The organism is Streptomyces sp. NPDC058751 (genome assembly GCF_042746485.1).
GTDB lineage: Bacteria > Actinomycetota > Actinomycetes > Streptomycetales > Streptomycetaceae > Streptomyces.
On sequence record NZ_JBHYPZ010000012.1, the window covers coordinates 99,468 to 120,680 of the forward strand.

Consider the following 21,213-nt stretch of genomic DNA (forward strand, 5'->3'; position numbering starts at 1 on the left):
TCCCGGGGGCGGCCGACGCGCACCCTCGGCCGCCCCCGCGCGTCCTCATGTCATGGACGACCCCCCAACAAGCCGGCCGCACGTGCCCAGCGGTACTTCGCGCCGAGGACGGCCACCGGCATCTCGGTGGTGTACGGGTAGGCCACGACCCCCCGCTCGTACAGGTACCGGCACGCCTCCTCGACCTCGACGTCTCCCGCGAGCGAGGCCACCACGGGCTTCTCGACGCCGCGTTCGCGGAACTCGGCCACCACGCGGGCGGTGAGCTCGGCGAAGACCATGGGAGGGGTCACGATCGTGTGCCAGTAGCCGAGGACGAGCGCGTGGACGCGCGGGTCCTCCAGGCCGAGCCGGATCGTCGCCTCGTACGTCGACGGCGGCTCGCCGCCCGTGATGTCCACCGGGTTGCCCGCCGCCCCGAAGGGCGGGATGAACTCCCGGAAGGCGGCGTCGAGATCCGGCGGGATCTCCATCAGGGACAGCCCGTTGTCGGTCACCGCGTCCGACAGCAGGACGCCGCTGCCGCCCGCGCCGGTGATGATCACGACGTTGTCGCCCCGGGGGGCGGGCAGCACCGGCAGGGCGCGCGCGTACTCCAGCATGTCGTTCAGCCCGGGAGCCCTGATGACCCCGGCCTGCCGGAGGACGTCGTCGTACACGGCGTCGTCGCCCGCGAGTGCCCCGGTGTGCGAGCCCGCGGCCCGCGCGCCGGCGGCGGTCCGCCCCGCCTTCAGGACGACGACGGGCTTCTTCGGGACGGTGGCGCGGGCCGCCTCCACGAAGGCGCGCCCGTCCTTCAGGTCCTCCAGGTGCATCGCCACGCACCGGGTGTGCGGGTCCTCGCCGAACCAGGTGAGCAGGTCGTCCTCGTCCAGGTCCGCCTTGTTGCCGAGCCCGACGATCGCCGAGACACCCGTGTTCGTGGCCCGGGCGAACCCCAGGACGGCCATGCCGATGCCGCCGGACTGCGAGGAGAGCGCGACACCGCCCTTCACGTCGTACGGCGTGCAGAACGTGGCGCACACGTCCTGCCAGGTCGAGTAGTAGCCGTAGATGTTCGGGCCGAGCAGCCGGATGCCGTACCGCTCCCCGATGGCGGTGATCTCGTCCTGGAGCGCCTGTTCGCCGGTCTCCGCGAACCCGGAAGGGATCAGGACGGCGTTGGGGACGTTCTTGCGCCCCACCTCCTCCAGGACCCGTGGCACCGCCCGGGCGGGGACGGCGAACACCGCGACGTCCACCTCGCCGGGGATGTCCGTGACGCTCGCGTAGGCCTTGCGCCCCTGGATGTCGTCGGCCTTGGGGTTCACCGGGTGGATCTCGCCCGCGAAGCCCCCGTCGAGAAGGTTGCGCAGTACCGCGTGGCCGATCTTGCCGGGGACGTCGGACGCGCCGATCACGGCGATCGACCGCGGCCGCATCAGCCGGTCCATGGACGCGAGGATCTCGTCCCGGGTGTACCGGCGCCGCGCGGGCGGGGCGCTCCCGCCGAGGATCACGCGGACGTCCGCCGCGAGCGCGCCCCGCGGGGCCGCGATCACCGGGTTGAGGTCCACCTCGGCGATCTCGGGGAAGTCCGTGACGAGTTCGGAGACCCGCCGGATCTGCTCGGCGAGGGCCGTCCGGTCCACCGCCGGGCCGCCGCGCACCCCGCGCAGGACCTCGGCCGAGCGGATCGAGTCGAGCATCGACAGCGCCTCGTCCGTGCCGACGGGCGCGAGCCGGAAGGTGACGTCCTTCAGCACTTCGACGAGGACACCGCCGAGCCCGAAGGCGACGACCTTCCCGAACGTCGGGTCGGTCACCGCGCCGACGATGACCTCCTGCCCCGGCGGGACCAGTTCCTGCACCTGCACGCCGTCGATCCGGGCGCGGGGGTCGTAGGCGCGGGCGTTGTCGAGGAGCGTCCGGAAGGCGGCCCGTACGTCCGCTTCCCCCTCGACACCCACCAGCACCCCGCCCGCGTCGGTCTTGTGCAGGATGTCGGGGGAGACGATCTTCATCACCACGGGCTTGCCGAAGCGTTCCGCGTGGGCCGCGGCCTCGTCCTCGTCCCGGGCGAACTCCTCGCCCGGGACGGCGATCCCGTAGGCGTCGGCGACCTGCCTGCCCTCGGGCGCCGTCAGCGCGGTGCGCCCCTCGCGCCGTACGCCGTCGAGGAGCGCCCGTACCCGCGCCACCCGGTCCAGGTCCGCCACCTCAGATCACCCCGCCCGACCTGAGAAGGCGCAGTTCCTCGTCGCCGAGGCCGAGTTCGCCGACGTAGATCTCCTCGTTGTGCTCACCGAGCAGCGGGGAGGCGGTGATGTCGACGGGGGAGTCGGAGAGCTTGAGCGGGCTGCCGACGGTGACGTAGGAGCCGCGCTCGGGGTGCGCGACCTCGACGACCATGTCGTTGGCGGCGAGCGAGGCGTCCTCGATGATCTCCTTGGTGGACAGGATCGGTCCGCACGGGATGCTCTCGGCGTTGAGCTTCTCCAGCACCTGCCATTTGGGCAATGTCGTGGTCCATTCCTCGATGAGCTGGAACATCTTGGCGAGCCTCGGCAGCCGGGCCCCCGGGGTGGACCAGCCGGGGTCGTCGGCCAGTTCGGGGCGGCCGATCAGCCGGGTGAGCGGTTTCCAGCCGGCGGGCTGGACGATGACGTAGACGTAGTCGTTGGGGCCGCCGGGCGCGCACTTGACGGCCCAGCCGGGCTGTCCGCCGCCGGAGGCGTTGCCCGAGCGGGGGACCTCGTCGCCGAAGTCGTCGTTGGGGTACTCGGCGAGCGGCCCGTGGGCCAGGCGCTGCTGGTCGCGCAGCTTGACCCGGCACAGGTTGAGGACGGCGTGCTGCATGGCCACGTTGACGCGCTGGCCGCGTCCGGTGCGGGTGCGCTGGAGGAGCGCGGCGAGGACGGCGGCGACGGCGTGGACGCCGGTTCCCGAGTCGCCGATCTGGGCGCCTGTCGCCATCGGCGGGCCGTCCTCGAACCCGGTGGTGGCCATGGAGCCGCCCATGGCCTGCGCGACCACCTCGTACGCCTTGAAGTCGGTGTAGGGGCCGTCCCCGAAGCCCTTGATGGAGGCGTAGACGATCCGCGGGTTGATCTCGCGGATGCGGTCCCAGGTGAAGCCCATGCGGTCGACCGCCCCGGGGCCGAAGTTCTCCACCATGACGTCGGAGCGGCGGATCAGCTCGGTCAGGAGCTGTTTGCCGCGCTCGGTCTTGGTGTTGAGGGTGATGCTGCGCTTGTTGCTGTTGAGCATGGTGAAGTAGAGCGAGTCGGCGTCCGGGATGTCCCGCAGCTGGGTGCGGGTGATGTCACCGCTCGGCGCCTCGAGTTTGACCACGTCGGCACCGAGCCATGCCATCAACTGGGTCGCCGACGGGCCGGACTGAACGTGCGTCATGTCCAGGACCCGGATGCCTTCGAGAGCCTTGGTCGTCACAGGTCACCTCACTTGTCCGTTGCCTCGATCCGCCCCGGTGCGGCGGCGGGTGGGTCAGGTTCGGTACATTGCATACAGTCGACGAATACTGTATGAAGATGGTTATCCCGCATCCGATGGGTGATGTCCAGGGGTCGTGCACCACTTTCAGGACAGGAGCCGGAACGTGGACCTGTACGAACATCAGGCACGTCAACTCTTCGAGGAACACGGCATCTTGGTGCCGCGCGCCGAGGTCGCCGACTCGCCCGGCGCCGCGCGCGCCATCGCCCGCCGGCTCGGCGGCCGGGCCGTCGTCAAGGCCCAGGTCAAGACCGGCGGGCGCGGCAAGGCCGGCGGAGTGCGGCTCGCCGAGGACCCCGACGCCGCCGAACGCACGGCACGCGAGATCCTCTCCATGACCATCAAGGGCCATCCGGTCCGCACCGTCATGCTCGCCCGGCCCGTCGACATCGAGAGCGAGTTCTACGTCTCGTACGTCCTCGACCGCGCCGCCGGACGCTTCCTCGCGATCGCCTCCGCCGAGGGCGGCACCGAGATCGAGGAGGTCGCGGCGGCCCGGCCGGAGGCGGTGGCGCGCGTCCCCGTGGACCCCGCGGAGGGCGTCACCCCGGAGAAGGCCGCCGAGATCGCCCGGGCGGCCGGACTGCCGCCGCGCACCGCCGACGTCCTCGTCAGGCTCTGGCAGGTGCTCACCCGCGAGGACGCCCTCCTCGTCGAGGTGAACCCCCTCGTCCGCACCGTCCAGGGGCAGCTCGTGGCCCTGGACGGCAAGGTCACGCTCGACGACAACGCCCGCTACCGGCAAGCCCGTTGGGCGGACCAGGAGACCTCGCACGATGACCCGCTGGAGGCCGAGGCCGCCGCCAAGGGCCTCAACTACGTGAAGCTCGACGGCGAGGTCGGTGTCATCGGCAACGGCGCGGGCCTCGTCATGTCGACGCTCGACGTGGTCGCCGCCAGCGGCGCCCGCCCCGCCGACTTCCTCGACATCGGCGGCGGGGCCTCCGCGCGGGTCATGTCCGACGGACTGTCCGTCGTCCTGTCCGACCCCGGTGTGAAGTCCGTCCTCGTCAACGTCTTCGGCGGCATCACCGCCTGCGACGCGGTCGCCGACGGCATCGTGCGGGCCCTGGACGAGGTACGGCCCACCAAACCGATCGTGGTCAGGCTCGACGGCAACAACGCGGCCCGGGGCCGCGCCGTCCTCGACGCCCTGGCGCACCCGCTGGTGCACCAGGCCGCCACCATGGACGCCGCCGCCCGCCTGGCCGCCCGACTGGCCCACAGCAGCTGAAGGAGCGGGACATGGCCGTCTTTCTCACCGAGGACTCCAAGGTCCTCGTCCAGGGCATGACCGGTGCCGAGGGCATGCGGCACACCCGGCGCATGCTCGCCGCCGGCACGGACGTCGTCGGCGGCGTCAATCCGCGCAAGGCCGGTCTGACCGTCGGGTTCGACGCCCCCGGCCCCGGGGGCGGGGGCGTCGAACCGCGGTCCGTCCCCGTCTTCGGATCGGTGCGCGAGGGGACCGCGGCGACGGGAGCCGACGTGAGCGTCGTGTTCGTGCCGCCCGCCTTCGCCCGCGCGGCCGTGCTGGAGGCCGCCGACGCCGGCATCGCACTCGTCGTCGTCATCACCGAGGGCGTCCCCGTCCACGACTCGGTCGCCTTCTGCTCGTACGCCGCCGCCCGGGGCACCCGCGTCATCGGGCCGAACTGCCCCGGCATCGTCTCCCCCGGACGGTCGAACGCGGGCATCGTCCCCGCCGACATCACCGGGTCCGGACCGATCGGCCTGGTCTCGAAGTCCGGCACCCTCACCTACCAGCTCATGCACGAACTGAGGGACGCCGGCTTCTCGACCTGTGTGGGCATCGGCGGGGACCCCGTCGTCGGCACCTCCCACATCGACTGCCTGGCGGCCTTCGAGAAGGACCCCGACACCGAGCTGATCGTCCTCATCGGGGAGATCGGCGGCGACGCCGAGGAACGGGCGGCCGCGTACGTGCGCGATCACGTCACCAAGCCCGTCGTCGGCTACATCGCCGGGTTCACCGCCCCCGAGGGCCGGACCATGGGGCACGCCGGCGCCATCGTCTCCGGCTCCTCGGGCACCGCGGAGGCCAAGAAGAAGGCCCTGGAGGCGGCCGGGGTGCGGGTCGGCGAGACCCCGGCCGAGACGGCACGGCTGGTCCTCGCGCGACTGGCGGAGCGGGCGGTCCCGAGCGATGTCACCCATGGTTGACCCGAGGTGACTGCCGGGGTCCGCCCGGCCCCACCGCCTTCCCCGTACGTACGCGACGACCGTTCGCGAGGGCCCGTACGAACTGCCGTCCGGCAGGGCCGGGCCCCCGCCCCCGACTGTGCACCGAGAGCGGAGACACCCGTGACAGCACACGACCCCACCCCTCCCGCGCCGCGCCGCCCCGGCCCCCACGCTCCCGCCCCCCTCGTCCTGAAGGCCGGCACGTCCTGGGCCGACGCCTGGCGGCGGTCCCTCGCCGTCGCCCCCGAGGCGTTCCGCGACGACCGGGTGCTCAACCTCTGGAACTCCGGCTGGCGGACCGACGGCCGGGTCCTGCCCGCCACCAGCCCCGTCGACGGCGGCCCCGTCGCGGGACCGCCCCGGCTCGACGGCGCCACCGCCCGGGAGGCCGTCCGCGCCTCGCTCGACCAGCACCGCGCCTGGCGCCACGTGCCCCTGACCGAACGCCGGGCCCGCGTGGCGGCGGCCCTCGACGCCCTCACCGAACACCGGGAACTGCTCGCCCTCCTGCTCGTCTGGGAGATCGGCAAGCCCTGGCGGCTCGCCCGGGCCGACGTGGACCGCGCGATCGACGGCGTGCGCTGGTACGTCGACGGCATCGAACCCATGGTGGAGGGCCGGACCCCGCTCGACGGGCCCGTCTCCAACATCGCGAGCTGGAACTACCCGATGAGCGTGCTCGTCCACGCCATGCTGGTGCAGGCCCTGGCGGGCAACGCGGTCGTCGCCAAGACCCCGACCGACGGCGGTGTCGCCTGTCTCACCCTGGCCTGCGCGCTCGCCGTGCGCGAAGGCATCCCCCTCACCCTGGTCAGCGGCAGCGGGGGCGAGCTGTCGGAGGCGCTCGTGCGCGCGCCCGAGATCGGCTGCGTGTCCTTCGTCGGCGGCCGGGACACCGGCGCCGCGGTGGCCACCGCCGTCGCCGACCTCGGCAAGCGCCACGTCCTCGAACAGGAGGGGCTCAACACCTGGGGCGTGTGGAACTTCAGCGACTGGGACGCGCTGACGGCGGTCGTCCCGAAGCTCTTCGACTACGGAAAGCAGCGCTGCACCGCCTACCCGCGCTTCGTCGTCCAGCGCGCGCTGTTCGACGACTTCCTCGCCGCGTACCTGCCGGCGGTCGCCACCCTGCGCACCGGTCACCCGCTGGCCGTCGAGCGGCCCGGTGACCCGTACCCGTCGCTCGACTTCGGCCCGGTCATCAACGCGGCCAAGGCCAAGGAGCTGAACGACCAGGTCACCGAGGCCATCGACCGGGGCGCGGTCCCGCTGTACCGCGGCAGTCCGTCCGACGCCCGCTTCCTGCCCGGCCAGGACACGGCGGCGTACGTCCAGCCCGTCACGCTCCTGGGCCCGCCCCCCTCCTCCCCGCTGCACCACGCGGAACCCTTCGGCCCGGTCGACACCATCGTCCTGGTCGACACCGAGGCCGAACTGCTCGCCGCAATGAACGCGTCGAACGGCGCGCTGGTCGCCACGCTGTCCACGGACGACGAGACGACGTACGCCCGGCTGGCCCCCCAGATCCGCGCCTTCAAGGTCGGCCACGGCAGGCCCCGCTCCCGCGGCGACCGCGACGAACTGTTCGGCGGCTTCGGGGCGTCGTGGCGCGGAGCGTTCGTGGGCGGGGAGCTCCTGGTGCGAGCCGTGACCCGGGGCCCGGCGGGGGAGCGGCTGCCGGGGAACTTCCCGGACCACCACCTGATGCCTTGAGCCCGGCGGCCCCGAAGCCCGTGAGCCCGGCGGCCCGGCGGCCCGCGCGGCTATCCGATGCCCTGCCGGTCCGGGTGCAGTGCGAAGGCGCGGTCGGAGGGCTCGGGGACCGAGCGCTCCACGGCCTCGACGAGCAGGGCGCGGTGGCGGAGCAGGGGACCGAGGCGGTCCGCGGGAGCGATCGCGGCGAGATCGTCGAGTCCTGCGACGAGGCGCCGGGTGACCTGAGGGGTGCCCACCGCGCAGCCGCGGATCTCCGCGAACCCCAGATCGACCAGCTCCGTCCAGCCCGGCACGGGCTGCACCAGCCGCACGGTGCCGTGCCGGTCGCGGTGCAGGACCGTGTCGAGGGGCCGGCCGGCGACGGCGGCCAGGAACTGCACGATGCGGTCGACCGCCTGCACGGCCGTGGTCGGGTCGTTCACCGCGGCCGACAGCGCCCGCAGCCCGATGTCGGCGAGCTGGCGCAGCCCGAACGCGAAGTCCTGGTGGAAGGTGCGGTCCACCCCGACGGACACGGTGTGACCCAGTGACCGTCCCGCCGGGGCGGGGCCCTCGTGCACGGCGAACAGCGGTGTGCCCGGTACGACGAAGTCCCCGATCCGCGGGATCAGCCTCAGTACGACACCTTCCCGCCGGGCCGCCCCCACCAGCCGGGCGATGTTCACGTCCCGCAGCACGCCGGCCCGCCCGTGATGGGCGAGGCGGGCGGTCTCGGGCCCGAGCGTCTCCTCCTCGCCGGTCGAGCGGGCCGCGGGCATGCGCGCGACGACCTTGAACGCCTCGCGGGTGATGCGGTCGATGACATGGCTGATGCGCATGAGCCGTAGGGTCTGGTTCACGTACAGGACGAAGAGCAGCAGGCTCAGCCCCAGCATCGTGAGCGTCAGCACCGACTGGACCAGGGGGACCGAGGTCACGTACATCGCCTCGGCCTGTCCCTCGTACGAGGTCAGCACGAGGAGCGACAGCAGGAACGTGGCGAGGAAGACGGCGAAGGTGGCCTTGGTGATCCGGCTGCGCACGAAGATCCGCACCACGCGCGGGGTGAACTGCCCGCTCGCCATCTGCACGGCGACCAGCGAGATGCTGAAGACCACGCCGATGAAGGTCATCATCGCCGAGCTCACCACGGTCACCACGGCCTTCGCGTCGTCCGCCAGACGCAGGAGGTCGTCGATGGTGTCGTAGTCGCGTGCCTCGCGCAGCGAGTCGACGATCGCGGTGTCGATCTCCGTCGCCACCGCCCACACCACGAAGACCAGCACCATGGCCGCGGTGGGCGCGAACCAGAACGTGTCCCGCAGATGCTCCCGCAACGGCGACAGAGCCCTGGGCCGTCGCCCTTCCCGCAGACCGCCGGCAGTCATCCAGTCACCCATGGTGAGACTGTAGGCGCACCCCGACCTCGCTCCACGGACCCGCTCCGGGAGCCCGGATACGCAGGTGAAAGGCACTCCGAAACCTTGGTATTGTTGTCCATGTCGCCGCGGGGAACACCCCCGGCCAGGCGGCAGACACCTTGTCCGGGTGGCGGAATGGCAGACGCGCTAGCTTGAGGTGCTAGTGCCCTTTATCGGGCGTGGGGGTTCAAGTCCCCCCTCGGACACCAGCGAAGACCCCAGTCGATCTGGGGTCTTTCTGTTTCTCGGCGCATTCGGTAGGCGTATTCGGTACACGGCGTGACCGGCCACGTGACCGGCAGCCGGGCGGATCCCCGGCACGCCGATGCGGATCGGCGTACCGGGTGACACATCGCGGGGCCGCACCCGCTCCTCTTGGTCACGCTCCTTCTGGTCGCACCGGTCACGAATCCAGTTCGGAACGAGCCGTGCCGGGCTCGGCGGCGGGCCACTGCGTGTGGGGCGACCACCGCGCGTCGGCCAGGTCCGCGTCGGTGAGGTCGGCTCCGCGCAGGTCCGCGCCGCTCAGGTCCGCGTAGGTCAGGTTCGCGCCGGTGAGGTCGGCTCCGCGCAGGTTCGCGCCGCTCAGGTTCGCGTGCTCCAGCTTCGCGCCGGTCAAATCCGCCTGCTCCAGCTTCGCGTGGGTCAGGTAGGTGCCGTACAGCTGCGCTCGGGCCAGGTTCGCGCCGGTCAGGTTCGCGCGGGCCAGGTTCGCGCGGGCCAGGTCCGCGAAGGCCAGATTCGCGCGGGCCAGGTCCGCCTCGACCAGGGTCGCGTTCTCCAGCTTCGCGTTCTCCAGCTTGGCGTTGCCCAGTTTCGCGTTGATCAGGGTCGCGTTGATCAGGGTCGCGCAGCTCAGGGTCGCGCAGCTCAGCTCAGCGCGGGTCAGGTCCGCGAAGGCCAGGTCCGCGCGGGTCAGGTCCGCGCCGAACAGGTTCGCGTGTTCCAGGTCCGCGGAATTCAGGTCCGCGTCGATCAGGTTCGCGCGGGTCAGGACCGTGTGGCGCAGGCGTGCCCGGGGCAGGGTGGCGCCGGTCAGGTCCGTGTTGGTCAGCTCGGCGCCGGTCAGGTCCGCTTCGGTCAGCGTCGCCTTGCCGAGGAACGAGTTGGCCAGGACGGATTTGCGCAGGTCCGCGTCGGTCAGGTTCGCGCCGGTCAGGTCCACGTGGCGCAGGCGCGTCGTGCTCAGGTCCACGCGCTGGAGGTCCGCGCCGGCCAGGTCCGTGTTGGTCAGGGTCGCTTCGCGCAGGCCGGCGCCGGAGAGGGTCGCGGATGCCAGTTTCGCGCCGGTGAGGTTCGCGTGCTCCAGCTCCGCGCCGGTCAGGTCCGCCTGCTCCAGCCTCGCGCCGGTCAGCGTCACACGGGTCAGGTCCGCGCCGGTGAGGTTCGCGTGCTCCAGCCTCGCGCCGGTCAGCGTCGCACGGGTCAGGTCCGCGCCGGTGAGGTTCGCGTGCTCCAGCCTCGCGCCGGTCAGATCTGCCTGCTCCAGCCTCGCGCCGGTCAGCGTCACACGGGTCAGGTCCGCGCCGGTCAGCGTCACACGGGTCAGGTCCGCGTCGGCCAGGTTCGCGCGCTCCAGGTGTGTGCCGGTCAGGTTGGCGTCGGTCAGCGTCACGCGGTTCATGCGCGATCCGCTCGCGTTCGCGGAGGTCAGGTCGGCACGGCTCAGGTCCGCGCCGGTCAGGTCCGCTTCGGTCAGGTGTGCGCCGGTCAGGTTCGCCTCGGTCAGGTCCGCGCGGCTCAGGCGCGATCCGCTCGCGTATGCGGAGGTCAGGTCGGCACGGCTCAGGTTCGCACCGGTCAGGCAGGCGCCGACCAGGCCCGCCTCGGTCAGGTCCGCGTGCTGGAGGTCCGCGCGCGTCAGGCTCGCGTCGGCCAGGTCCGCGTCGCGCAGGCTCGCGTGGACAAGGTCCGCCCCGTGCAGGCACGCGCCGGTCAGGTCCGCGTCGGCCAGGTCCGCCCCGCGCAGACCCGACTGCGACAGGGACGCACCGTGCAGCGTCGCGCGGAGCAGTTTCGCACCGGTGAGGTCGACGCGGTCCAGACACGTTTCGGTCAGGTCCGCGTCGGCGAGGTCCGCCTGGCCGAGTCGCGCGCCGCTCAGGGGAAGCCTGTGGAGATCCGCGTGCCGGAGGGGGCCGCCGGGGAACCGGGCCAGGTCTTCGACGAGTTGACGCAGTTCGCGGATCCGCGGCAGACGCGGGTCGTCGTACTCGTGGTACCGGAGCTCGCCGGTCAGCTCGCCCAGGCGATCCATCTCCCGCAGGTCCGCCGGGACGGGTGCTCGCGCGGTGTCGCTCCGGGGCGGTGTCGCGAGGGCGCAGGCACGGTTCCACGCCTGCCACGCCGAGTTCGCCCGGTCCGCCGCGGCGGTGGCGTCGGCCGGCCGGTGGGCGGGATCGGGGCTCATCAGGTACAGGACCAGGCCGTCGAGTTCGTCGGGCAGGCCGGCCCGCAGGGTGGAGGGCGGCGGCACCCGGCCGTCCGGTGTGCCGTGGGCGGGCGGCGCACCGGTGAGCAGCCGGTAGAGCATGCAGCCCAGCGCGTACAGGTCCGCCCGTCCGTCCACGGTGGCGGGCGTGGTCAGCTGCTCCGGCGCCGTGTACGCCTGGTCGTCGGCCGTGCCCCCGTCCTCCTCCGGGGCCGGCTGCGGCCGACGGGCGATGTCGCGGACCGTCCAGGCGATCTCGGCGTCCAGCAGTTTCACCACGTGGCCGTGGACGAGCACCACGCTCGCCGGATCGAGGCCGCGGTGGACCAGGCCGGCCGCGTGCACGGCTTTGAGCACCTGGCACATCTGCCACGTCCAGCTCAGCGCCGCGGCCACCTCGGCCGGGCCGTCGGCGGCGGCCCGCGCCAGCGTCCAGCCGCTGCCGGCCGTCTCCATCACCACGAACACCGTGCCGTCCGGGTCCTGGCCCTGGTCCAGCACCTGCGCCACGCGCCGGTCCTGCACCTTCCCCAGCGTCCGTGCTGCGGCGGACAGCCGCTCCTGCGCGTCCGGCTCGCCGTACTCGGGCGGCAGCACCCTGACCGCCACCGCGCACCCGGCCCGCTCGTCCCAGCCGTGCCACAGGACCCCCGCCGCGCCCCGGCCCAGCTCCTCACCCAACCGGTACCGCTCTGCCAGCACCCTGCCGTTCATCGACACCCCCGACGTCCCGTACACATGATCAACGGATTCTCCTCCGCAACCCCTGTTCGGCCCACCGATATGCGAACTCGCGACCGACCTGCCGGGTGGTCGGACCGGACGAGCAGACGATCGGCGAAATCTTCGAAATGTTTCGAAGATTCGACGCCACCCGATGATCACGCCAAAGGTGCATCCGACGACGACCTCCCCTGTAGGGAGTAAATCGGCTGGCCTGAACAGGCAGAATTCCCTCCACTCTCGCAACCGACACAAACGAATGTTTCGACTTGGACGTCGAAAGTATTGACACTTGACAGGGCCAGTTCAACACTGTGGGCGATCGCAGCGCGTCACCTCACGAGAACGAGGAGGAAACACGCACATGACCGACGCATCCGCACATCCGCCGGGCCACCACGGCGGCCGCTCAGGGACGTTCCGCCACCTCAGGCTGCTCATCAGCGGTGTCTGCACCATGCTGCTGGTCGCCGTGGCCGCCATGACCCTGCCCGGGACCGCCCGGGCCGACACGGTCGTCACGTCGAACCAGACCGGCACCGACAACGGGTACTACTACTCGTTCTGGACCGACAGCAGCGGGACGGTGTCCATGAACCTGGGCTCCGGCGGCAACTACAGCACCTCGTGGCGCAACACCGGGAACTTCGTCGCCGGCAAGGGCTGGAGCAACGGCGGACGCAGGAGCGTGACCTACTCGGGCACCTTCAACCCGTCCGGCAACGCCTACCTGGCCCTCTACGGATGGACGGCCAACCCGCTCGTCGAGTACTACATCGTCGACAACTGGGGCACCTACCGGCCCACGGGAACGTTCAAGGGCACCGTCACCACCGACGGCGGCACGTACGACATCTACCGGACGACACGGACCAACGCGCCCTCCGTCGAGGGAACACGCACCTTCGACCAGTACTGGAGCGTCCGGCAGTCGAAGCGGACGGGCGGGACCATCACCACCGGCAACCACTTCGACGCCTGGGCCCGCGCCGGAATGAACCTCGGCAGCTTCAACTACTACATGATCCTCGCCACCGAGGGTTACCAGAGCAGCGGGAACTCCAACATCACCGTGGACGGCACGGGCTCGGGCGGCGGCGGTGGTGGCGGTGGCGGGTGTGCCGCGGCCCTGTCCGCGGGTCAGCAGTGGAGCGACCGCTACAACCTGAACGTCGCGGTCACCGGATCGAGCAACTGGACCGTGACCATGAACGTGCCGTCCCCCGCGAAGGTCCTCTCGACCTGGAACACCAGCGCCAGCTACCCCAGCGCCCAGGTCCTGACCGCCAAACCCAACGGCAACGGCAACACCTTCGGCGTCACCATCCAGGCCAACGGCAACTGGACCTGGCCCACGGTCTCCTGCAGCACGAGCTGACCCCCGCCCCCTGACGCGGAAGGACCCCTTCGCATGAGATTCCGCACGAGACACCGGACGAGATCCGGACGACTCGGCCCGTTACGCTCGCTGATCACGGGGCTGGCCGTCGTGGCGACGGCCGTCACCGCCCCCCTCGCCCTCGACGCCGGACCCGCGCGCGCCGCCGCCTGCAACGGGTACGTCGGACTCACCTTCGACGACGGACCGTCGAGCAGCACGTCGAGCCTGCTCTCCGCCCTCAGGCAGAACGGCCTGCGGGCCACGATGTTCAACCAGGGCCAGTACGCGGCCTCCAACCCCGCCCAGGTACGGGCCCAGGTCGACGCGGGGATGTGGGTGGGCAACCACAGCTACACCCACCCGCACCTCGTCCAGCAGAGCCAGGCGCAGATCGACTCGGAGATCTCCCGGACCCAGCAGGCCGTCGTCGGCGCCGGGGGCGGTACGCCGAAACTGTTCCGCCCGCCGTACGGAGAGACCAACGCGACGGTGAGGTCGGTCGAGGCCAAGTACGGCCTGACCGAGATCATCTGGGACGTGGACTCCCAGGACTGGAACGGCGCGAGCACCGACGCGATCGTGCAGGCGGCGGGCCGGCTCACCAACGGCCAGGTCATCCTCATGCACGACTGGCCCGCCAACACGGTCGCCGCGATCCCGCGCATCGCGCAGGGACTGGCCTCCCGCGGCCTGTGCGCCGGGATGATCTCCCCGCAGACCGGCCGTGCCGTGGCTCCCGACGGCGGCACAGGTGGTGGTGGCGGCGGTGGCGCGTGCACCGCCACGCTGTCCGCGGGTCAGCAGTGGAGCGACCGCTACAACCTGAACGTCGCGGTCACCGGATCGAACAGCTGGACCGTGACCATGAACGTGCCGTCCCCCGCGAAGGCCCTCTCGACCTGGAACACCAGCGCCAGCTACCCCAGCGCCCAGGTCCTGACCGCCAAACCCAACGGCAACGGCAACACCTTCGGCGTCACCATCCAGGCCAACGGCAACTGGACCTGGCCCACGGTCTCCTGCAGCACGGGCTGAGGCTGCCGCACGGCATCGAGGAACAGCGCGTCCGGCGCGGCGGCCGTGAGCCGTCGCGCCGGCCTTCACGCCTGTCAGGGCGAGGGCCCCGGCCACCGGACCGGGCCCTCGCTCACCGTGTCCGTGACGTCACGGACAGATGTGGGACAGATCTCGTCACTCTGGGATACCCCCACGTCACAGCATCGGCGCAAGGGAACGAAAGACCCCTTTCGGGGCACCTCGCATCGCTGATCCACAGGTCTGCGGATAGCGTCGTACTAAAATTCCAGGCTTGTTCGGAGCTGGACCGGAATATCCCCAGGCGTACCTGCGGGCCCGCCGGCTCCCCGGAGTCATCCGGGACGACACGTGAGGACCCGATGGCAGCCCTCCAGCAAAGCCCCGCGCTCGCGTTGTCCGACGACGAGGTACGGGCGGAATTCGGTGACCGGGCCCGCTTCTCCGCCGCCCCGGCCGCCTCGCCCCGTACGCTCGTCGACATCCTCGACGCCTCCGTGCGGGCGTACCCGGACGAGCCCGCCCTCGACGACGGCCGGCGCTCCCTCACCTACCGGGCCCTGGCCGCCGAGGTGGAGGTTCTGCGGTCACGGCTCGCGGAGGCCGGGGTCGGTCTCGGCGACCGGGTCGGCGTGCGGGTCCCGTCCGGCACGAACGAGCTGTACGTGGCGGTGCTCGCCGTCCTCGCGGCCGGGGCCGCCTACGTCCCGGTGGACGCCGAGGACCCCGAGGAGCGGGCCGGGCTGGTCTTCGGCGAGGCGGGCGTGCGGGCGGTCGTCGGCGCGGCGCACGAGCTGACCGTGAACGGCCGCTCCGGTGTCCCCGCCGGGCGGCCCGGTGTCGAGCACGACGCGTGGATCATCTTCACCTCGGGTTCCACCGGAAAGCCCAAGGGCGTGGCCGTGAGCCACCGCAGCGCCGCCGCGTTCGTGGACGCGGAGGCGAGCCTGTTCCTGACCGAGGAGCCGATCGGCCCCGGGGACCGGGTCATGGCGGGCCTGTCCGTCGCCTTCGACGCCTCCTGCGAGGAGATGTGGCTGGCCTGGCGCTACGGGGCCTGTCTGGTGCCGGTGCCGCGCTCGCAGGTGCGCAGCGGCGCCGACCTCGGCCCCTGGCTGGTCGAGCAGGAGATCACCGTCGTCTCCACCGTGCCCACCCTCGCCGCGCTGTGGGAGCCGGAGACCCTGAACGAGGTCCGGCTGCTGATCTTCGGCGGCGAGGCGTGCCCGCACGAGCTGACGCAGCGGCTGGTGACCGAGGGCCGGGAGGTGTGGAACACCTACGGGCCGACCGAGGCGACCGTGGTGGCCTGTGCCTCGCTGCTGACCGGCGAGGAACCCGTCCGCATCGGGCTGCCGCTGAACGGCTGGGAGCTCGCGGTCGTCGACGAGGCGGGCGAGCCGGTGCCGATGGGCGGCAGCGGCCAGCTCGTGATCGGCGGGGTCGGGCTCGCCCGCTACCTCGACGCGGAGAAGGACGCCGAGAAGTACGCGCCGCTCGACTCGCTGGGCTGGGAGCGGGCGTACCGCAGCGGTGACCTGGTCAGGGCGGAGCCCGAGGGGCTGGTCTTCCTCGGGCGGGCCGACGAGCAGATCAAGCTCGGCGGGCGCCGGATCGAGCTCGGTGAGGTGGACGCGGCGCTCCAGGCGCTGCCCGGTGTCGCGGGGGCCGCCGCCGCCGTGCGGACCGCGCGCGGCGGCAATCAGCTCCTCGTCGGCTATGTGGTGACGCAGGAGGGCTGGGACCGGGCGGCGGCCGTGGAGAAGCTGCGCGCCGGGCTGCCCGCCGCGCTGGTCCCGCTGATCGCGCCGGTCGAGGACCTGCCGACCCGCACGTCCGGCAAGGTCGACCGGAACGCGCTGCCCTGGCCGCTGGAGGGCCTGGAGACCGGCGGCGGCGAGGAGGAGCTGTACGGCACGGAGGCGTGGCTCGCCGAGCAGTGGGGCGAGGTGCTCGGCATGCCCGTCGGCGGCGCCGGGGACGACTTCTTCGCGATCGGCGGCAGCAGTCTCGCGGCCGCCCAGCTCACGACGCGCCTGCGCGCCCGTTATCCGAGCGTCGCCGTGCTCGACATCTATCAGCAGCCGGTGCTGCGCAAGCTGGCCCGGCACCTGGAGCGGTCCGGCCAGGACGACGGCGCCGAGCGGGTCATCGCCCCCGTCCCGCTGCGCGCCAAGCTGGTCCAGCTGCTCGTGCTGGTCCCGCTGTTCGCCCTGCTCGGGCTGCGCTGGACGGTGGTACTGGCCGCGCTCGGCAACGTGCTGCACCGGTTCGGTCCGTACCCGTGGGCGCCGGGCGCCTCGTGGTGGCTGGTGGGTGCCGGTGCGCTCGTCCTCTACAGCCCGCCGGGGCGGCTCGCCGTCGCGGCGGGCGGTGCGCGGCTGCTGCTGCGCGGGGTGAAGGCCGGCCGGTATCCACGCGGCGGCAGTGTCCATCTGCGGCTCTGGTCGGCCGAGCGGCTCGCCGCCTTCAGCGGGGCGACCTCGCTGACCGGGTCCTGGCTGGAGCGGTACGCGCGTGCCCTGGGCGCCCGGATCGGTCCGGACGTGGATCTGCACTCGCTGCCGCCGGTGACCGGCATGCTCAGGATGGGCCGGGGTGCCGCCGTCGAGTCCGAGGTGGACCTGTCGGGGTACTGGCTGGACGGCGACCGGCTGGAGATCGGTCCGGTGAAGGTGGGCGCCGGGGCCGTGGTCGGGACGCGCAGCATCCTGTTCCCGGGGTCCCGGGTGGGCAAGCGCGCCGAGGTCGCCCCGGGTTCCGCCGTGGCGGGCCAGATTCCGACCGGGCAGCGCTGGGGCGGGGCGCCCGCGGTCAAGCTCGGCAAGGCGAAGCGCGCGTGGCCCGGGGAACGGCCGCGGCGCGGCACCGTCTGGCGGGTGCTGTACGGCGCGACCGGGGTCGGTCTCGGCGCGCTGCCGGTGCCGGCCGCCGTCGCGGCGCTGCTGGTGGCCGGGGTGTTCGTGGGCGCGGACGCCGGGCTCGGCGAGGCGCTGCGCGGGGCGGCGCTCGCCCTGGTCCCGGCGACGCTCGCGTTCGGTCTCGCGTACGCGCTGCTGCTCCTGGTGGCGGTGCGGCTGCTGAGTCTCGGGCTGCGCGAGGGCACGCATCCGACGCACGGCCGGGTGGGCTGGCAGGCGTGGACGGTCACGCAGTTGATGGACCGTGCCCGGGAGACGCTGTTCCCGTTGTACGCGGGGCTGATCACGCCGGTGTGGCTGCGGCTGCTCGGCATGCGGGTCGGCCGGGGCGCGGAGGTGTCGACCGTGCTCGCGCTGCCGAGTCTGACGACGGTCGGGGACGGCGCGTTCCTGGCGGACGACACGCTGACGGCGCCGTACGAGCTCGGTGGCGGCTGGATGCGCATCGGGCGGGCCGAGATCGGGCGGCGGGCCTTCCTCGGCAATTCCGGGATGACCGCTCCGGGCCGCAGTGTGCCGGACGGCGGTCTGGTCGGGGTGCTGTCGGCGACGCCGAAGAAGGCGAAGAAGGGCAGTTCGTATCTGGGGCTGCCGCCGGTGAAGCTGCCACGTGCGACGCAGGGCGGTGATCAGAGCCGTACGTACGAGCCGCCCGCCCGGCTGCTGTGGGGGCGTGGTCTGGTGGAGCTGTGCCGGCTGGTGCCGGTGTTCTGTTCGGCGGGGCTGGCCCTGCTGACGGTCGCCGCGCTGTGCGCGCTGGGGCCGTGGGCGTGGGTGTTCCCGGGTGTGGTGCTGCTCGCGGCGGGTGTGCTCGGGTGTCTGGTCTCCGTCGTGGCGAAGTGGCTGCTGGTGGGGCGGCACCGTGCGGGTGAGCATCCGCTGTGGAGCGGTTTCGTGTGGCGCAACGAGCTGGCCGACACCTTCGTGGAGGTCGTCGCGGTGCCGTGGCTGGCGGGGTCCGTGCCTGGCACGCCGCTGATGACGATGTGGCTGCGGGGGCTCGGTGCCCGGATCGGCAGGGGTGCCTGGATCGAGAGCTACTGGCTGCCGGAGACGGACCTCGTGACGCTCGGGGACGCGGCCACGGTCAACCGGGGCTGTGTACTGCAGACCCACCTCTTCCACGACCGGATCTTGCGGACGGATACTGTGGTTCTCCGTGAGGGCGCCACTCTGGGTCCGGGCGGAATCGTCCTGCCCGGCAGCACCGTCGGGGCCCGTTCCACCCTGGGTCCCGCGTCGCTGGTGATGGCGGCGGAGTCCGTTCCCGACGACACCCGCTGGCTGGGCAACCCGATCGAGGCCTGGCGTTCGTAGCACAATTGTCCTGATCGGTCACGAAGGGCGGTACGGCGGAGTCGGGCACAGGGCAGGGAGCAGTCGCAGCAGTGAGCGTTCAGCAGACAGCGGGACCGGACCCTTATTTCCCGGCCAACGGAGATCCCCGTTACCGGGTGCACCGGTACGAACTCGCGCTGGACTACCGCCCCGCCCCGAACCGGCTGTCCGGCACCGCGCGGATCAACGCCATAGCGGGCCGTTCCGCGCTGTCCGAGTTCCAGCTCAACCTCGCCGACTTCCGGATCGGCCGGGTCCGTGTCGACGGCAAGGCTCCGCACTACACGCACCGGGGCGGCAGGCTGCGGATACGTCCGCCGAAGCCGGTGCGGGCCGGCGCCGCGTTCACCGTCGAGGTGCACTGGTCGGGCAACCCGAAGCCGGTCGCCAGTCCCTGGGGCGGGATCGGCTGGGAGGAACTGGAGGACGGGGCGCTGGTGGCGAGCCAGCCCGTCGGTTCGCCGTCCTGGTATCCGTGCAACGACCGGCCGGCCGACAAGGCCGCGTACCAGATCTCGGTCACCACGCCGTCGGCGTACTCGGTGGTGGCCGGCGGCCGGCTGCTGACGCGGACGGCCAGGGCGTCGACGACGACCTGGGTGTACGAGCAGCCCGCGCCGACGTCCAGTTATCTGGTGGGCCTGTCGATCGGGAAGTACCAGACGGTGCTGCTGGGCGATCCGGGTCTCGCGGGCGTACCGCAGTCCGGGCATCTGCCCGCGCAGTTCCTGCCCGAGTTCTCCCGGGACTTCGCGCGGCAGCCCGCGATGATGGAGCTGTTCCAGGACCTCTTCGGGCCGTATCCGTTCGGCGAGTACGCGGTGGTGGTGACCGAGGAGGAGCTCGACGTCCCGGTCGAGGCGCAGGGTCTGTCGCTGTTCGGCGCCAATCACGTGGACGGGGCGCGGGGTTCGGAGCGGCTGATCGCGCACGAGCTGGCGCACCAGTGGTTCGGCAACAGTGTGACCATCGCGGACTGGCGGCACATCTGGCTGAACGAGGGGCTCGCGAAGTACGCCGAGTGGCTGTGGTCGGAGCGTTCGGGCGGGCGCCCGGCGCGTCAGCTGGCCGCCGTGGCGCACCGGAAGCTGGCGGCGCTGCCGCAGGACCTGCTGCTGGCGGACCCGGGCCGCAAGCTGATGTTCGACGACCGGCTCTACCAGCGCGGCGGGCTGGCGGTGCACGCGATCCGGTGCGCGCTGGGCGACGAGGCGTTCTTCCGGATGCTGCGCGGCTGGGCGACTCTGCACCGTGGCGGCACGGTCACCACGTCGGTCTTCACCTCGCACGTCTCGCGCTACGCGGCCGAGCCGCTGGACGAGCTCCTCACGGCGTGGCTGTACGAGACGGCGCTGCCGCCGCTGCCGGAGGCCGCCGTGCAGCCGCCGGCCCGGCCCGCTCACCCGCCCGCGCACGCGGACCCGGCCCGGGTCCGGGGAGAATGACGTGATGACCAGCCGTTCCTGCCCTTGTGGGCTCTCCGGACCGTACGCGCTCTGCTGCGGGCGCTTCCATCGCGGCGAGGCCTCGGCGCCGAGTGCCGAGGCGTTGATGCGTTCGCGTTACTGCGCCTTCGTGAAGGAGGACGAGGGGTACCTGCTGCGGACCTGGCATCCGCGGACGCGGCCTGCCCGGGTGGAGTTCGACCCGGGGATGCGGTGGACCGGTCTGGAGATCCTGGACACGGGTCAGGGCTCGGCGTTCCACACCACGGGGACCGTGACCTTCCGGGCCTCCTGGCGGGGCGGTTCGCTGCACGAGCGGAGCCGGTTCGAGCGGGTGGACGGGGCCTGGGTGTACGTGGACGGGGAGTTCCTGGACTGACGGCCGGGGTGCGGACCCGGCCCCGGGGCGGGCCGTCAGGGGGCGAGGACGTCCAGTTCCTGGAGCGCGCCGGCGGTGATCTCCCGGGTGAGCCGTTCGGCGCGCGGGGCGTCGCCCTCGCGGACGGCCTCGGCGAGCTGGACGTGCAGGGTGACGGCGGCGGGGTCGGGGTCCTCGAACATGACGTCGTGGTGGGTGCGGCCGGACAGGACCTCCGCGACGACGTCTCCGAGGCGGGCGAACATCTCGTTGCCGGACGCCTTGAGGATCACCCGGTGGAAGGCGACGTCGTGGACGAGGTACCCCTCCAGCTGGTGCCCGCGTGAGGTGGCGACCATGCCGAGCGCGCACTCGGTGAGCTCCGCGCACTGCTCCGCGGTGGCGTGCCGTGCGGCAAGGCCCGCGGCGACGGGCTCGATCGCCGAGCGCAGGACGGTGAGGGAACGGAGCTGGTGGGGGCGGTCGGCGCCGGCCAGCCGCCAGCGGATGACCTGGGGGTCGTAGACGTTCCACTCGGACTTGGGGCGGACCGTCACGCCCACGCGGCGGCGGGACTCGACCAGGTACATGGACTCGAGCACCCGGACCGCCTCGCGCATCACGGAGCGGGACACCTCGAAGCTCTGGGCGAGTTCGTCGGTGCGCAGCACGCTGCCCGGCGGGTACTCGCCCGCGGTGATCGCCGGCCCGAGGGTTTCCAGTACGTGTCCGTGCAGCCCCCGGCCCCGTGTGGTCATGGGGTCA

The 21,213-nt window shown here is 72.3% G+C and carries 13 protein-coding genes and 1 tRNA gene; 9 read left to right on the forward strand and 5 right to left on the reverse strand.

Features of this window, described 5'->3' with window-relative positions:
- Positions 1 to 50 precede the first annotated feature (50 nt).
- Positions 51 to 2,198, reverse strand: coding sequence for an acetate--CoA ligase family protein (locus tag ACFW6B_RS14110; RefSeq protein ID WP_386595511.1), 2,148 nt, complete (start codon positions 2,196 to 2,198; stop codon positions 51 to 53).
- A 1-nt stretch (position 2,199) separates the two neighbouring features.
- Positions 2,200 to 3,432, reverse strand: coding sequence for a formyl-CoA transferase (gene frc / locus ACFW6B_RS14115; protein WP_386595513.1), 1,233 nt, complete (start codon positions 3,430 to 3,432; stop codon positions 2,200 to 2,202).
- Between the two features lie 166 nt (positions 3,433 to 3,598).
- On the opposite strand from frc, the gene sucC reads away from it, so the two are divergent.
- From sucC to ACFW6B_RS14130, 3 genes are all read left to right on the forward strand, one after another.
- On the forward strand, positions 3,599 to 4,729 hold the full coding sequence (gene sucC / locus ACFW6B_RS14120; RefSeq protein WP_386595515.1) for an ADP-forming succinate--CoA ligase subunit beta: 1,131 nt from the start codon (positions 3,599 to 3,601) through the stop codon (positions 4,727 to 4,729).
- An 11-nt stretch (positions 4,730 to 4,740) separates the two neighbouring features.
- Positions 4,741 to 5,679 carry a succinate--CoA ligase subunit alpha gene (sucD, locus tag ACFW6B_RS14125; RefSeq protein WP_386595517.1) on the forward strand — a complete coding sequence of 313 codons (939 nt, stop codon included), beginning with the start codon at positions 4,741 to 4,743 and terminating at the stop codon, positions 5,677 to 5,679.
- A gap of 210 nt (positions 5,680 to 5,889) precedes the next feature.
- Positions 5,890 to 7,413, forward strand: a complete 1,524-nt coding sequence (locus tag ACFW6B_RS14130) for an aldehyde dehydrogenase family protein (RefSeq protein ID WP_386595673.1) — start codon at positions 5,890 to 5,892, stop codon at positions 7,411 to 7,413.
- A gap of 50 nt (positions 7,414 to 7,463) precedes the next feature.
- Here ACFW6B_RS14130 and ACFW6B_RS14135 read toward each other — a convergent pair whose 3' ends face one another.
- Positions 7,464 to 8,795, reverse strand: coding sequence for a DUF2254 domain-containing protein (locus tag ACFW6B_RS14135; RefSeq protein ID WP_386595519.1), 1,332 nt, complete (start codon positions 8,793 to 8,795; stop codon positions 7,464 to 7,466).
- A 142-nt stretch (positions 8,796 to 8,937) separates the two neighbouring features.
- Between ACFW6B_RS14135 and ACFW6B_RS14140 the strand changes: the two genes are divergently transcribed.
- A tRNA-Leu gene (locus tag ACFW6B_RS14140) sits at positions 8,938 to 9,025 on the forward strand.
- A 194-nt stretch (positions 9,026 to 9,219) separates the two neighbouring features.
- On the opposite strand, the gene ACFW6B_RS14145 is transcribed toward ACFW6B_RS14140, so the two are convergent.
- Positions 9,220 to 11,961: a pentapeptide repeat-containing protein gene (locus tag ACFW6B_RS14145; protein WP_386595521.1), complete on the reverse strand. Its 2,742-nt coding sequence runs from the start codon at positions 11,959 to 11,961 to the stop codon at positions 9,220 to 9,222.
- 466 nt (positions 11,962 to 12,427) lie between these two features.
- Between ACFW6B_RS14145 and ACFW6B_RS14150 the strand changes: the two genes are divergently transcribed.
- The 5 genes from ACFW6B_RS14150 to ACFW6B_RS14170 all read left to right on the forward strand — a co-directional run bounded on the left by ACFW6B_RS14150 (position 12,428) and on the right by ACFW6B_RS14170 (position 20,469).
- Positions 12,428 to 13,348, forward strand: coding sequence for a glycoside hydrolase family 11 protein (locus tag ACFW6B_RS14150; RefSeq protein WP_386595675.1), 921 nt, complete (start codon positions 12,428 to 12,430; stop codon positions 13,346 to 13,348).
- A gap of 33 nt (positions 13,349 to 13,381) precedes the next feature.
- Complete coding sequence (locus ACFW6B_RS14155) at positions 13,382 to 14,386, forward strand: polysaccharide deacetylase family protein (protein WP_386595523.1); 1,005 nt, start codon at positions 13,382 to 13,384, stop codon at positions 14,384 to 14,386.
- A 362-nt stretch (positions 14,387 to 14,748) separates the two neighbouring features.
- Positions 14,749 to 18,624, forward strand: a complete 3,876-nt coding sequence (locus tag ACFW6B_RS14160) for a Pls/PosA family non-ribosomal peptide synthetase (protein WP_386595525.1) — start codon at positions 14,749 to 14,751, stop codon at positions 18,622 to 18,624.
- Positions 18,625 to 18,695: 71 nt separating this feature from the next.
- Complete coding sequence (locus ACFW6B_RS14165) at positions 18,696 to 20,090, forward strand: M1 family metallopeptidase (protein WP_386595528.1); 1,395 nt, start codon at positions 18,696 to 18,698, stop codon at positions 20,088 to 20,090.
- A gap of 4 nt (positions 20,091 to 20,094) precedes the next feature.
- Positions 20,095 to 20,469: a YchJ family protein gene (locus tag ACFW6B_RS14170; RefSeq protein ID WP_386595530.1), complete on the forward strand. Its 375-nt coding sequence runs from the start codon at positions 20,095 to 20,097 to the stop codon at positions 20,467 to 20,469.
- A 35-nt stretch (positions 20,470 to 20,504) separates the two neighbouring features.
- Here ACFW6B_RS14170 and ACFW6B_RS14175 read toward each other — a convergent pair whose 3' ends face one another.
- Positions 20,505 to 21,206, reverse strand: coding sequence for a FadR/GntR family transcriptional regulator (locus tag ACFW6B_RS14175; RefSeq protein WP_386595532.1), 702 nt, complete (start codon positions 21,204 to 21,206; stop codon positions 20,505 to 20,507).
- Positions 21,207 to 21,213 lie beyond the last annotated feature (7 nt).